Source organism: Streptomyces sp. ITFR-16, from assembly GCF_031844705.1.
Lineage (GTDB): Bacteria > Actinomycetota > Actinomycetes > Streptomycetales > Streptomycetaceae > Streptomyces.
Genome location: NZ_CP134609.1, coordinates 7,624,845 through 7,637,275 on the forward strand (window position 1 = coordinate 7,624,845; position 12,431 = coordinate 7,637,275).

Sequence of the window (12,431 nt, forward strand, 5' to 3'; positions counted from 1 at the left end):
CGGCCATGTCGCTCCCGGCGCGGCGGGAGACGCGGTCGCGCGCGGCCGTCAGTCCAGTCCGCGCGCCTGCTTGAAGCGCGCCAGCCCGTCGGAGAGCTCCACCACCGGCGCCGGATAGTCCAGGGCGTCCCGCTCCGGCCCCCGCAGTTTCCACGGCTCGTGCACGGCGGGTCCGGCCACGGAGGCGAGCTCCGGCACCCAGCGGCGCACGTAGGCACCGTCCGGATCGAACCGCTTGGCCTGGATCAGCGGGTTGAGCACCCGGTTGGGACGGCTGTCCGTGCCCGTCCCCGCCATCCACTGCCAGTTGAGCTGGTTGTTGGCGATGTCGCCGTCCACCAGCAGGTCCAGGAAGTGCCGGGCCCCGACGCGCCAGTCCACGTACAGCGTCTTGGTCAGGAAACCCGCGGCGAGCAGCCGGCCCCGGTTGTGCATCCAGCCCTCGTGCCGCAGTTGCCGCATCGCGGCGTCCACGACCGGGTAGCCCGTGCGCCCCTGGCGCCACGCCTCGATGTCCCCGGCCGCCTCCCGCTCCGAGCGCCAGTGGTCGTGCCGGGTGCGGTAGTCCCGCCGGGCCGCCCCGGGCCGGGCCGCGAGGACCTGGTGGTGGAACTCCCGCCAGCACAGCTGCCGTGCGAACGCCTCGGCGCCGTCACCACCCGCCGAGCGCGCCCGGTGGATCAGTTCGACCGGGGACAGCGTGCCGAAGTGCAGATGCGGCGAGAGGCGGGACGTCGCGTCCCCCGCCAGATCGTCGTGGCGGTCCTCGTAGGCGTCGATTCCGCTGCGCCGCCAGGCGGTCAGCCTCTTGCGGGCCGCTTCCTCGCCGCCCTCGGCGAGGCCCTCCGAGACGCCTCGCACGGCCGAGCGGTCCGGCACCTTCTCCGAACCCGCGCCGTCCGGCACCCGCACGGCGCGCGGCGCGCCGAACACCTCGCGCACCCGCTCACCGGACCAGCGCCTGAAGTACGGGGTGAACACGGCGAAGTGGTCCGAGCCGGCCGGGGTCACCGCACCGGGCGCCACCGCTGTGACCACCCCCTCGTGGACGTGCAGCCGCCGCCCGTCGGACTCCAGCGCCTCGCGCAGCCGCTGCTCGCGGCGGTGGGCGTACGCGCTGACGCCCGCCGCCAGATGGACCTCCCCGGCCCCGGTCCCGGCGGCCACCGCGCACACCTCGTCGACCACCTCGCCCGAGCGGATCACCAGCCGGCCGCCCCGCTCGCGCAGCCCGGCGTCCAGGTCCCGCAGACAGTCGGCGAGGAACGCACGGCGGTTCGGGGCGTCGAACCCGGCCGCCGAGATCGCGCTGTCGCGGACGAACAGCGGCACGATCTCGTCCGCGGACGCGAGTGCGGCCCGCAGCGGCGGATGGTCGTGCAGACGGAGGTCTGCCGTGAACAGGACGACCGCTACGGTCATGGCGCTACTCCTGAGGGGCCGGGGACACGCCATCCTGCCCCCGGCCGGGTGCCCCGGGACGCACCGGTCAGGACGACACCGCAGCCATCGCCCGATCGGGTGGCGCGGACGCCTCGGCAGCCGCCGCGATATTGCGTGCCATCCCGCCGAACACGATCGCGTGGAACGGCGAGACGCTCCACCAGTACGCGTGACCGAGCAGCCCGCGCGGATGGAACAGTGCGCGCTGCCGGTAGTGCGTACGGCCCCGCTCGTCCGTCTCCACGTGCATCTCCAGCCACGCGAGACCCGGCAGCCGCATCTCCGCGCGCAGCCGCAGCAGCCGGCCCGGCTCGATCTCCTCGACCCGCCAGAAGTCCAGCGAGTCACCCACCCGCAGCCGGTCCGTGTCGCGCCGTCCCCGCCGGAGCCCGACCCCGCCCACCAGCCGGTCCAGCCAGCCGCGCACCGCCCAGGCCGGCGGGAACGAGTACCAGCCGTGATCGCCCCCGATCCCCTCGACGACCCGCCACAGGGCCTGGGGCGAGGCCTCTGCATCGCGTTCGCGCACATCCGAGTACAGGCTGCCGCCTGCCCAGTCCGGGTCGGTGGGCAGCGGGTCACTGGGTACGCCGGGCACCGAGGCGGAGGACCAGCGGGTGGTGACCTTGGCCTCCCGGACCCGCTGCAGTGCCAGCCGCAGCGCCTTGCCGAGCCCGAACGGCTGTCCCGCACCGTCGGGGACGTACCGCGCGATGTCGTGCTCCCGGCACACCACCTCGTACCGAAGCGACTCCGCGAGGGGCCGCGCGATCGACCGGGGCACCGGTGTGACCAGGCCGATACAGTGGCTGGACAGGCGGGGGGTCAGCATCGGTACGGGCAGGATCAGCCGGTGCGGAAGCTGCGCGACCTCCGCGTACCGCTGCATCATGTCGCGGTAGGTGACGACGTCGGGTCCGCCGATGTCGAAGGTGCGGCTGACCTCGCGCGGCATCCGGGCGCTGCCGACCAGATAGCGCAGCACGTCCCGGACGGCGATGGGCTGGATCCGCGTGGAGACCCAGCTCGGCGTCACCATCACCGGCAGCCGTTCCGTCAGATAGCGCAGCATCTCGAAGGAGGCGGAGCCGGAGCCGATGATGACCGCGGCCCGCAGCGCGGTGGTCGGGACCCCGGAGTCCAGCAGGATCCGGCCGACCTCGGCCCGTGAGCGCAGATGCGGGGACAGCTCCCAGTCGGGGACATCGGCGGGGGTGAGGCCGCCGAGGTAGACGATCCGGCCGACCCCCTCCTCCCGTGCCGCCTCCCCGAAGACGGAGGCGGCCCGCCGGTCGGTCTCCTCGAAGTCGGACCCGGTCGTCAGGGCGTGCACCAGGTAGTAGGCCACGTCGATGCCGCGCATCGCCGGGGCCAGGGAGCCCGCGTCGGTGACATCGCCGCGGACGATCTCGACCTCACCGGCCCAGGGGTAGTCCCGGAGCTTCTCGGGGGTGCGGGCCAGGCACCGTACGCGGTGTCCGGCCGCCAGCAGTTCCGGCACCAGCCGGCCCCCGATGTAGCCGGTGGCTCCGGTGACCAGGCAGCTCAGGGGCTTGTCCCCGCGGTCGCTCGTCATGAGATCTCCGCATCGGTTCGGGTCCTGGCGTCGGGGCCGGCCTCGGCGGACCGGCCCGCCCGACCAGTCTGGCCTCCGGCACCGTCCGCCGCACCCTTGGACCCCTGCTCCGCACCAGGTGTGGTGCGGTCCTTCGGGGGCATCTGACGCCCATGAACGCAGAGGCGGAAAGACGAGCGCGCGGCGGAGCGCGGGGCGGCAACTGGGGCCGTCTTCTTCTCCAGGGGACCATCCTGGTGCTGGCCTTCCTGGCCATGGTCGGATTCTCCGTGGTGCTGGCGAAGGTGACGCTCACACCGTCGCCCGCCTCGGAGGACCTCGTCCGGTCGAACCTCCATCCGGGGCGCTCGCTCCGGCAGTACGCCGTGGACTACACCTTCCTCGCCGCCTGCAAACAGGCGGGAGGCAATCTGGTGCTGGGCATGCCGTTCGGTGGCCTGCTGCCCGTCCTGGTCCCCAGGCGGCTGCGGATGATCCGCATGGTGCTGCTGACCGTGCTGGTCATCGTGGTGGTCGAGCTGGTGCAGGGAGCGCTGGTCGCGGGGCGGGCCTTCGACGTGGACGACGTCATCCTGAACACGGCGGGTGCCCTGCTCGGATACCTGCTGCTGGGACGCCGCCTGAGCCACCGCTACCACGTGCTCGCCGCCGGACCCGAACGTCCCGGGTCCGCGCCGGAGCCCCCGCCCGCCAAGGACACGGCGAAGGAGACGAAGGCACGGACCACGACGAAGACCCGGACCGCGACCAAGCCCAAGCCGAAGGGCACGGCCAAGGCCAAGGCCAAGGCCGCGTCGAGGCCCGGGGCGAAGGCCGCCGGCACCACGGCCAAGCCCAAGCCCAAGACCTCTCGCCGCCCGGGCCGCGAGCCCCGGGGCGGACGGCCGGCCATGTCCTGGCCGCGGATGTGGCAGGGGATCCGGACCAGGGTCACGTCCCGGGGCACCCGCAAGGAGTGACCCCGGGGCGGCCGGGGGGCGGGCACCCGATCGGCCCGCGGCCGATTGCGGGCCGCCTCCCCGGGGCCGAGCGTGGTGGGACGCCGAGCGCGCACAGCGCGCGCGGGCCACCCGCCGAAGGGGAGCGACATGACGGACGCCCAGTGGAGCCCGGGGCGAAGGGCAGGGGACGCGGACGAATTCCTGCCGGTGCTGGACATCATCGAGCCCGCGCGCCAGCGCAGGCTGACGGTCTTCTTCCGTCTGCTCCTGCTGATCCCGCATGTCGTGGTGCTGTTCTTCCTGGAGATCGCGGCATTCTTCACCGCGGTGTTCGGCTGGTTCGCCGCTCTGGTGCTCGGGCGGCTGCCCGCGCCGGTCTTCCGCTTTCTGGCGGGGGTCCTCGGCTACCGGACGCGGGTGGGCGCGAGCGGCATGCTGCTCGTCGACCGCTATCCGCCCTTCACCCTGGACCTGCGGCCGGACTACCCGGTGGGGATCGACGTCCGGCCGACCCGGCTGAACCGGGCGGCCGTCTTCTTCCGCCTGATCCTGGTGATCCCCGCCGCGATCGTGCAGGGCCTGGCCACCTCCGGCTGGTCCGCCCTGGCGGTCCTGTGGTGGCTGATCACGCTGATCCTGGGGCGCCTGCCGCGCCCGCTCTTCGAGGCCACGGCGGCCACCCTGCGCTACGAGATGCGGGTGTCCGCCTATCTGTCGATGCTCAGCCCCGCCTACCCCAAGGGGCTCTTCGGCGAGGACGCCCTGTCCGTACCCGAGAGGCAGTCGCGCTCCGCGACCCGGCCCCTGGTCATGGGGACCGGCGGCAAGGCGCTGCTGGTCCTCTTCCTGGTCCTCGGCCTCCTGGGCAGCATCACCACGTCCGTGACCCGCTCGTCGTCCGATGACGACGACTACGGAATGCGGGCACAAACCATTCGCGCCGCGCAGGGTCCGACCGGCATGATCACCGGATGACATGGACAGCACCTGAAACCACACGTGTGGGCGGCTCGCTGGTCGCCCAGGAGCGGGAGATGCTCACCGGCTATCTCGGCTGGTTCCGCTCGACGCTCCTGCAGAAGTGCGCCGGCCTGACCGGTGAACAGCTCGCCGAGCGGACGGTGTCGCCGTCGAATCTGTCGCTCCTGGGGCTCGTCAGGCACCTGGCCAAGGTCGAGCGGACCTGGTTCCGCGAGCGGTTCGCCGGTCAGGAACTCGCGCCGATGTACGACCCGGACAAGGGCAAGGACGCGGACTTCGAGGACCTCGACCCCGCCCGGGCCGCCGAGGACTACGCCCGCCTGGTCGAGGAGTGCCGGCTGGCCGACGAGGTCGTGGCCGGTGCCTCGCTGGACGACACCTTCGTGCACGGCGGCGAGGTCTTCTCGCTGCGGATGGTGCACGTCCACATGATCGGGGAGTACGCGCGCCACATCGGCCACGCCGACCTCGTGCGCGAGCGGCTGGACGGTGTCACGGGGGCGTGAGACGTCCGGGCCTCGGACCCGTCCGCCCGCGCGTTTCCGGGCGGGGCCCAACCCCCTCCGGTTCCAGCACCCTTGACGGTCACGCCTCGATGGGTATGGTCTAGTCCAAGTGCAGGGACGGCAGTGGAGCCCGTCATTCCGGGGCTTCTCTTTGTCATGGACCTGTCGCGCCCTTCGCGCCTCTTGGCCCCACACTCGAGAGGCTGGACTGCCGCTTCCGGGCTCCCCACAGTCCGCCCGCGTGCAGCGACGCCTCATGTGAAGGAGAAGCATGCACGCGAAAAGGAAGACCGCAGCCGCCCTCGGTGCCGTGCTCGCACCGGTTCTCGCGCTGACCCTCCCGACCGGCTCCGCCAGCGCCCACGGCTACATCTCGACCCCGCCCAGCAGGCAGGCCCAGTGCGCCGCCGGAACCGTCAGCTGCGGGGACATCACCTACGAACCCCAGAGCGTGGAGGGCCCCAAGGGGCTGACCAGCTGCAGCGGTGGCAACAGCAGGTTCGCCGAGCTCGACGACGACTCCAAGGGCTGGCAGGTCACCCCGGTGAGCCGGAGCACGTCCTTCCAGTGGCAGCTGACCGCCCGCCACTCCACCAGCACCTGGCAGTACTTCGCCGGCGGCCAGAAGATCGCCGAGTTCAACGACAACGGCGCCCAGCCCGGCGCGACCGTCACCCACCAGGTGGACTTCGGGAACCTCTCGGGTCAGCAGAAGGTCCTCGCGGTCTGGAACATCGCCGACACGTCCAACGCCTTCTACGCGTGCATCGACGTCAATGTGAGCTGACGGCACCCGCACGAGGAAGGAGCCCCCGCCCCGCACAGGGCGGGGGCTCCCGCGCATCACGGCACGCCGCCCGTGCACCCGGATGGCCCGTTCCGTCACCCGCGTGCGCCCCGGGCCGTGCCGGACCGGCCGGGTGTGGCGACGCTGAAGGCCCGACACCTGATCTCCGGAAGCGGGCTCCCCATGCTCATATCGACCCTCCTCGGCCCCCGGATCGCCGCGCGCCGCAGGTTCGCCCTCGCGGCCGCCCTCGCGGCGGTGGTGTACGCGGGAGCCGCGCCGGCCGCCGCCGCGCGGGAGGAGGACGGGCGGACCTGGCCCACGTCCGCACAGACGCACGACGGCGCGGCGGATGCCTCCGCCGGGAACGCTGTCCGGGACTCCGCCGCCGTGACGGCCGCGGCTCAACGTCCCGTGAGCGCCCGGACCCTGGTCTTCGCGGGCGTCGGCAGCGCGGTGGGACTGGCGGTGTTCGTGGGCGGCGGATGGCTGACATCCGCCCTGCGTACGGGCAGGACGGGCGCGACACGTCGGCCCGGCCGGGATTTCTCGGCGGCCGAAGTGGTTGAAGAGATGATGAGGGGCCGCGGCCGCTGACGCGCCACGGCCCGATGCCGACGATGGGAAGACACATGCCGCTCCAGGGCGAGTACGAACCGAGCCCCGCCCAGTGGGTTCGCGACCAGGTCGAGCAGTACGAGAGCTCAGGGGGGACGGAGGGCACGACCATGCGGGGCATGCCCGTCGTCGTCCTGACGACACTGGGCGCCAAGAGCGGGAAGATCCGCAAGACCCCCCTCATGCGGGTGGAGCACGACGGTGTGTACGCGGTGGTCGCCTCGCAGGGCGGCGCCCCGAAGCACCCCGTCTGGTACCACAACCTCGTGGCCGACCCGCGTGCCGAGCTCCAGGACGGGCCGGTGCGCGAGGACGTGACCGCCCGTGAGGTGACCGGCGAGGAGAAGGCGCTGTGGTGGGAGCGCGCCGTCGAGGCGTTCCCCGACTATGCCGACTACCAGAAGAAGACGGACCGCCAGATCCCCGTCTTCGTCCTGGAACCGGCGGCCGGCGGTCACTGACCTGCCGCGCCGCCCTGCGCACGGGCCGGTCCCCGGCGGGACACCGGCCCGTGCCGAGGGCCGGACGGTCCCACCGGACGGGGGCAGCGGCGGGATACTGTCCTGCACGGCCCCTGAGGTGCGGGGCCGAGCGGAAGGATGCAGAACCAGATGACTGACAACTCCGACATCGTCGCGTTCGTCCGGGCACGCCTCGACGAGGAAGAACGGGTCGCGCGAGCGGCCGGCGGCGAGGGGTGGCGGTGCCCGGCCGAGGTGCCGGGCGAGATCCATGACCGGACCGGTGCCATCGCCTTCACCCTGAGGACGCACGGTTACGACCACCACATCGCGCTCCAGGACCCCGCGCGCACCCTCCAGCGCATTGAGACCAGCCGGGTGCTCCTGGACGAGTACGCCGAAGTCGCCGGGCTGGACATCGACCGCCCCCAGCGCGACTTCCCCTCCGGACGCGCCTTCGGGCTGGGCTTCGTGGTCCGGCAGATGGCCGCCGAACACGCGCGGCACCCCGACTACCAGGTGAAGTGGCTGCCCCGCTTCACCCAGTAGCCGCGGCGCCCGCCCGGCCCGTCCGTACGGTCAGAGCGGGTTCATCCCGCGGTCGCCCTTGGTGGTCACCTGGTCACTCCGCTCCTGGAGCCGGCGCGCCTTGTCCGCCAGGCGCTGCCGCTCCTGCGGGTCGGAGGCGCGCTCGGCGGCCTCCTGCATCTCCTGCGCCTTGGCGCGAATGCGCTCGGCACGGCCGCCGGTTTCGTCCGCCACGCTCATGATCACTCCTGGATCTCGGGGAGAGCCGACCCCTCCAGCGAAACAGCGGCCCGGCGCACCTGCATCTCGAACGGTCACCCCGCGCGACGGAACCCGCCGCAGCAGGGTGGGCGTACCCGTGCGGGCCTGTGCGGCCGTGCCTAAGCTCGCGCCATGGGAAACGTGGATCTGCTGGAGAGTGTCCTGACGAAGACCGGTGACGTCGTCGAGGGAGTGCGCCCCGATCAGCGCGGCCTCCCTACCCCGTGCGAGGACTACGACGTCGAGACCCTGGTCGACCACATCGTCGGATGGCTGCGGGTGTTCGACGCCGGCTGTCACGACCGGCCGCACGAGGGCGCGGCGGCGGACTACCGCTGCGGCGCCCACCCCGCGCAGGAGTTCCGCGCCGCGGCGGCCGATCTCGTCGCCGGGTGGCGGGAGTACGGCGTCGAGCGCGAGGTCGGCGTCACCGGTGCGAGGCTGCCCGGCGAGCAGGTGCTCGGCATGACCGTCATCGAGTTCCTGACCCACGGCTGGGACCTGGCGGTCGCCACCGGGCAGCCGGTCCCCTTCACCGAGCAGGAGGCGGCGGAGGCGCTGGCCCGGGCGCAGGCCACGCTGCCGCCGCAGTACCGGGGCGAGAACATGCCGTTCGGCGCCATCGTCCCGGTCGCGGAGGAGGCCCCGGCCGTGGACCGGATGGTGGCCTTCATGGGGCGCGACCCGCAGGCACGGCCGAACGCCACCTGAGCCGGGGCGGGGCACCGGACCGCTCTCCGTAACCCCTCCCGGATACCGGTTCGGCCGCCCGGCCCGGCGCGGCCTGTGCTCCGGCCACCGGGACCGCGCGGTCCCGCAGGTTGCGCCGCCGTGGCAGAGCGGCCCAGTGCGATCGTCGTGGGGGAGGTCCCCCTCACGACGGCTGACGGGGTGCGGGCGGACCTGCCCCTGCCTGTCCGCGGGTTCGAATCCCGCCGGCGGCGCAACCGCCCGCTCCCCGTCGGCTACGCCGTGAAGCGGTGTTCCCCCGAGCCCACCCGGTACACCGCACAGCCGTCCTCCGCGCGCAGGAACTCCGCCCGCGCGTGGCCGACCCCGGCCGGATCGTCCGTGGGGACCCACACCTCGGCGGTCGTGTTGGGCGGTATCCCGCAGGTCAGCGTGAACCCGGTGGACGTCTGCCGCCACTGGGTGGACACCGGGCCGTAGAGCGAGGTGAACGTGGCACGTGCGGAGGTGACGCCCCCGCCCGGCCGCGGCCGCACGACGATGTGGCGGAAGCCCGGCCGCCCCGCCGAGATGCCCGCGATGTTGGCGTACATCCACTCGCCCACCGAGCCGTAGGCGTAGTGGTTGAAGGAGTTCATGTCCGGCGTCTGGAAGGTGCCGTCCGGCCGGACGGAGTCCCAGCGCTCCCACATCGTCGTGGAGCCCCGGTCGATCTGGTAGCCCCAGCTCGGGAAGGAGCGCTGCTGGAGCAGCCGGTGGGCGACATCGGTGTGTCCGGTCGCGGTGAGGACGGGCAGCAGGCGCGGTGTGCCGAGGAACCCCGTCGACAGATGCCAGTCCTTCGCCTCGATCAGCTCGACGAGCCGGCCGGCCGCCGCCGTGCGCAGCGCGTCCGGCAGGAGGTCCATCGACAGGGCGAGGACGTACGCGGACTGGGTGTCGCCCTTCACCCGGCCGTCGGCGGTGACGTACGCGCCCTGGAACGCCGCCCGTACACGCTCGAACAGATCCCGCAACGGCGCGGCGTCCTCGCCGAGTTCGGCGGCCGTCCGGGCGGCCAGATCTGCGCTGTGCGCGAAGTAGGCGGTGGCGATGACGTCCTTCGGCGTCTCGTCGGAGACGTTCAGCCAGTCGCCGTAGCCGGCGGCGGGGCGCAGCAGCCCGTCGCTGTTCTTCTCCAGATACGCCAGCCAGGCCCGGATGGAGGGCCAGGCGTCCGCCAGGACCTGCCGGTCCCCGTACGCCTGGTAGAGGGCCCAGGGGACGGTGACACCCGCGTCGCCCCAGCCCGCGACGCCGTTGCCGACCGTGCCGACCATCGGCGCCACGTCGGTGAAGGCGCCCTCGGCCGTCTGGCCGTCGCGCAGGTCGACCAGCCACTTGGTGAGGAAGCGGGCCGACTCCATCGTGTAAGCGGCCGTGGGCGCGAAGACGTTGATGTCACCCGTCCACCCGAGCCGCTCGTCCCGCGCCGGGGTGTCCGTCGGGACGGACAGGAAGTTGCCCCGCTGGCCCCAGGTGATGTTGCTGTGCAGCTTGTTGAGCATCGGGACGTCGGTCTCGAACTCGAAGGTGAAGGGCGCCGACGTATGCATGACGCGCCCGGTCACGGCGCTCGCCGGGGGAGTGCCGGGGAAGCCGGTCACCTCGACGTAGCGGAAGCCGTGGAAGGTGAAGCGGGGCTCGTACGTCTCCTCGCCCCCGCCCTTGAGCGTGTACGTGTCCGTCGCCGCGGCGGACCGCAGATTCGCCGTGTAGACGGTGCCGTCCGGGTTGAGGACCTCGGCGTGCCTCAGCCGTACGGTCGTTCCCGCGTCGCCCGAGACGCGCAGCCGGACCGAACCGACCATGTTCTGGCCCAGGTCCATCACGAAGACGCCGGGGCGCGGTTCCGTCACCTTTCTGACCGGCAGTTCCTTGGCCACCCGGACCGGGCCGTCCACCTGGGCGACGATCTGCCCCGGCGCGTCACCCTCGGCGACCACGGCATCGAGCCAGCCCTTGTCGTCGAATCCCGGCGAGGTCCAGCCAGCCGTCTCCCGGCGCGCGTCGTACGTCTCGCCGCTGAGCAGATCGGCGGCGAGGATCGGCCCCGAGGCCGCCCGCCACTGGGTGTCCGACGTGATCCGCCGGGTCGTCCCGTCGGTGAACTCCACCTCCAGCTGCGCGAGCAGCGCGGGACGTTCGCCGTACTGGTGCGGGCCGAACATCCCGACGTTGCCCGCGTACCAGCCGGGCGCCAGATACGCGCCGATGGCGTTCGCGCCCGGCCGCAGCAGCGTGGAGACGTCGTACGTCTGGTACTGGACGCGCTCGTGGTAGTCCGTCCACCCGGGGGCCAGCTGGTCGCGGCCCACCCGGCGGCCGTTGAGATGAGCTTCGTAGAGACCGAGCGCCGTGGCGTACAGGCGGGCCCGCGCCACCTTCTTGCGCGGCAGTGTGAACGTGTGGCGCAGCTGGTTGGCGGCGAACGACGCCGGGACGAGCCTGCCCCACGGTCCCTCTCCCCACGGGGCCGCCACCTTCGCCGCCGGCCAGTCGCCGTCGTCGAACCCGGGCAGGCCCCAATCGCTCTCCGGCTCCCGGTCGGTGGACTTCCAGGAGGCGTCGGTGACGAGCCGCTGCTCGCCGGAGGCCGTGCGGAAGGTGACGGAGGCGATCAGGCCGGCGGGGCTCTCGGTCGCGTTGACCGCGGCGACGGCGAGAACTGTCGGTCCCGGGCTCAGATGCGGGAGGAGGTCGACGACGACGGGGCGTCGCCAGGTGTCGGTGCCCGCCTCCTCGCCGATGCCCGTCACGTGGGCGCCGTTCACGGAGAGTTCGAACGCGTCGTCCGCGCTGATGGCCAGCGTGGCCGCCACGATCCCGTCCGGGAGATCGACGGTGCGGCGGAACCACCGGGTGGCCGCCGGAGCGTTCGAGGCGGGGTCGCCCTCGGGGAACCAGATCCAGGAGCTGCCCTCCAGCGAGGGGGCGTCGGTGAGCGCGGGTGGGGCCGTCACCCACTGCGCGGACCACTGCGAGGTGTCCATCAGACCGGTCTCCCACCACGAGGGCGCGCTCCACCCGGAGGCGCCTTTGGCGGTGTCCCACACCCGGACGGACCAGAAGTAGCGCGTACGCGGCGCCAGTTCGGGGCCCGCGTACGGCACGAGCACCGAGTCGGCGGACACGACCTTCCCGCTGTCCCAGACGTCCGGGTGCTCCAGTTTCGCGGCGGTGGTGGCCACCCTGACCTGGTAGGCGCTCTGGCGCACGTCCTGTTCCCCGGACGTCATCGGCCAGCTGAACCGCGGGTGCGGGGCGTCCAGGCCCAGCGGGTGCGAGACGTACTCCACGGTCGGCGTGGTGACGCGTGGCGCGCCCCGCCGCCCCGGCGTCGAAGCGGGTGCGGGCAGTGGTGCCGCCGCGGCCGGCCAGGCTCCGCCGGCCACGGCGCCCACCGTGGCGGCGGCGCTCGCCAGGATGTTCCTCCTGCTGATCACAAAGGCCCCTCACGTCGGAATGATGAATCGATTCACAACGGTGAACGTTGGTGACCGTAGGTGCGTGGAGCGACGGGGGTCAATGAGGGTGCAGGGAATTTGTTCGCGAACTGTCGCGAGGATGTTGGGCTTTGAGGGTGTTTCCGGCCAATGG

At 72.6% G+C, this 12,431-nt stretch carries 12 protein-coding genes and 1 tRNA gene; 9 read left to right on the forward strand and 4 right to left on the reverse strand.

From position 1 onward, the window contains the following. Positions 1 to 48: 48 nt before the first annotated feature. Together RLT58_RS33685 and RLT58_RS33690 are read right to left on the reverse strand one after the other, a co-directional pair. Positions 49 to 1,422 (reverse strand): cryptochrome/photolyase family protein, encoded by a 1,374-nt coding sequence (locus RLT58_RS33685; protein WP_311314150.1) that lies wholly within the window; start codon positions 1,420 to 1,422, stop codon positions 49 to 51. Positions 1,423 to 1,489: 67 nt separating this feature from the next. Further along, the gene (locus tag RLT58_RS33690) at positions 1,490 to 3,019 is read right to left on the reverse strand and encodes an SDR family oxidoreductase (RefSeq protein WP_311314151.1); all 1,530 of its coding nucleotides are present in this window, start codon (positions 3,017 to 3,019) and stop codon (positions 1,490 to 1,492) included. A 152-nt stretch (positions 3,020 to 3,171) separates the two neighbouring features. Between RLT58_RS33690 and RLT58_RS33695 the strand changes: the two genes are divergently transcribed. The 7 genes from RLT58_RS33695 (at position 3,172) to RLT58_RS33725 (ending at position 7,862) form a co-directional block, all read left to right on the forward strand. Further along, positions 3,172 to 3,978 carry a VanZ family protein gene (locus RLT58_RS33695; RefSeq protein WP_311314152.1) on the forward strand — a complete coding sequence of 269 codons (807 nt, stop codon included), beginning with the start codon at positions 3,172 to 3,174 and terminating at the stop codon, positions 3,976 to 3,978. Between the two features lie 129 nt (positions 3,979 to 4,107). Beyond that, on the forward strand, positions 4,108 to 4,935 hold the full coding sequence (locus RLT58_RS33700) for a DUF4389 domain-containing protein (protein WP_311314153.1): 828 nt from the start codon (positions 4,108 to 4,110) through the stop codon (positions 4,933 to 4,935). After that, positions 4,932 to 5,447 (forward strand): DinB family protein, encoded by a 516-nt coding sequence (locus RLT58_RS33705; protein WP_311314154.1) that lies wholly within the window; start codon positions 4,932 to 4,934, stop codon positions 5,445 to 5,447. Before RLT58_RS33700 ends, RLT58_RS33705 begins: the two co-directional genes overlap by 4 nt. A gap of 271 nt (positions 5,448 to 5,718) precedes the next feature. Continuing rightward, positions 5,719 to 6,234: a lytic polysaccharide monooxygenase auxiliary activity family 9 protein gene (locus tag RLT58_RS33710; protein ID WP_311314155.1), complete on the forward strand. Its 516-nt coding sequence runs from the start codon at positions 5,719 to 5,721 to the stop codon at positions 6,232 to 6,234. 183 nt (positions 6,235 to 6,417) lie between these two features. After that, entirely contained in the window at positions 6,418 to 6,831 is a 414-nt protein-coding gene (locus RLT58_RS33715) for a hypothetical protein (RefSeq protein WP_311314156.1), read from the forward strand. A 35-nt stretch (positions 6,832 to 6,866) separates the two neighbouring features. Continuing rightward, positions 6,867 to 7,313: a nitroreductase family deazaflavin-dependent oxidoreductase gene (locus RLT58_RS33720; RefSeq protein ID WP_311314157.1), complete on the forward strand. Its 447-nt coding sequence runs from the start codon at positions 6,867 to 6,869 to the stop codon at positions 7,311 to 7,313. Between the two features lie 150 nt (positions 7,314 to 7,463). Beyond that, positions 7,464 to 7,862, forward strand: coding sequence for a DUF6221 family protein (locus tag RLT58_RS33725; RefSeq protein ID WP_311314158.1), 399 nt, complete (start codon positions 7,464 to 7,466; stop codon positions 7,860 to 7,862). Between the two features lie 30 nt (positions 7,863 to 7,892). Here the strand turns inward: RLT58_RS33725 and RLT58_RS33730 are convergent, their stop codons facing one another. Further along, complete coding sequence (locus RLT58_RS33730) at positions 7,893 to 8,081, reverse strand: DUF6381 family protein (protein ID WP_311314159.1); 189 nt, start codon at positions 8,079 to 8,081, stop codon at positions 7,893 to 7,895. A gap of 153 nt (positions 8,082 to 8,234) precedes the next feature. On the opposite strand from RLT58_RS33730, the gene RLT58_RS33735 reads away from it, so the two are divergent. Continuing rightward, positions 8,235 to 8,813: a TIGR03086 family metal-binding protein gene (locus RLT58_RS33735; protein WP_311314160.1), complete on the forward strand. Its 579-nt coding sequence runs from the start codon at positions 8,235 to 8,237 to the stop codon at positions 8,811 to 8,813. Between the two features lie 114 nt (positions 8,814 to 8,927). Further along, positions 8,928 to 9,046: transfer RNA gene (locus RLT58_RS33740), tRNA-OTHER, on the forward strand. 21 nt (positions 9,047 to 9,067) lie between these two features. Here RLT58_RS33740 and RLT58_RS33745 read toward each other — a convergent pair. Further along, positions 9,068 to 12,277: an alpha-L-rhamnosidase gene (locus tag RLT58_RS33745; protein WP_311314161.1), complete on the reverse strand. Its 3,210-nt coding sequence runs from the start codon at positions 12,275 to 12,277 to the stop codon at positions 9,068 to 9,070. Positions 12,278 to 12,431: the final 154 nt, after the last annotated feature.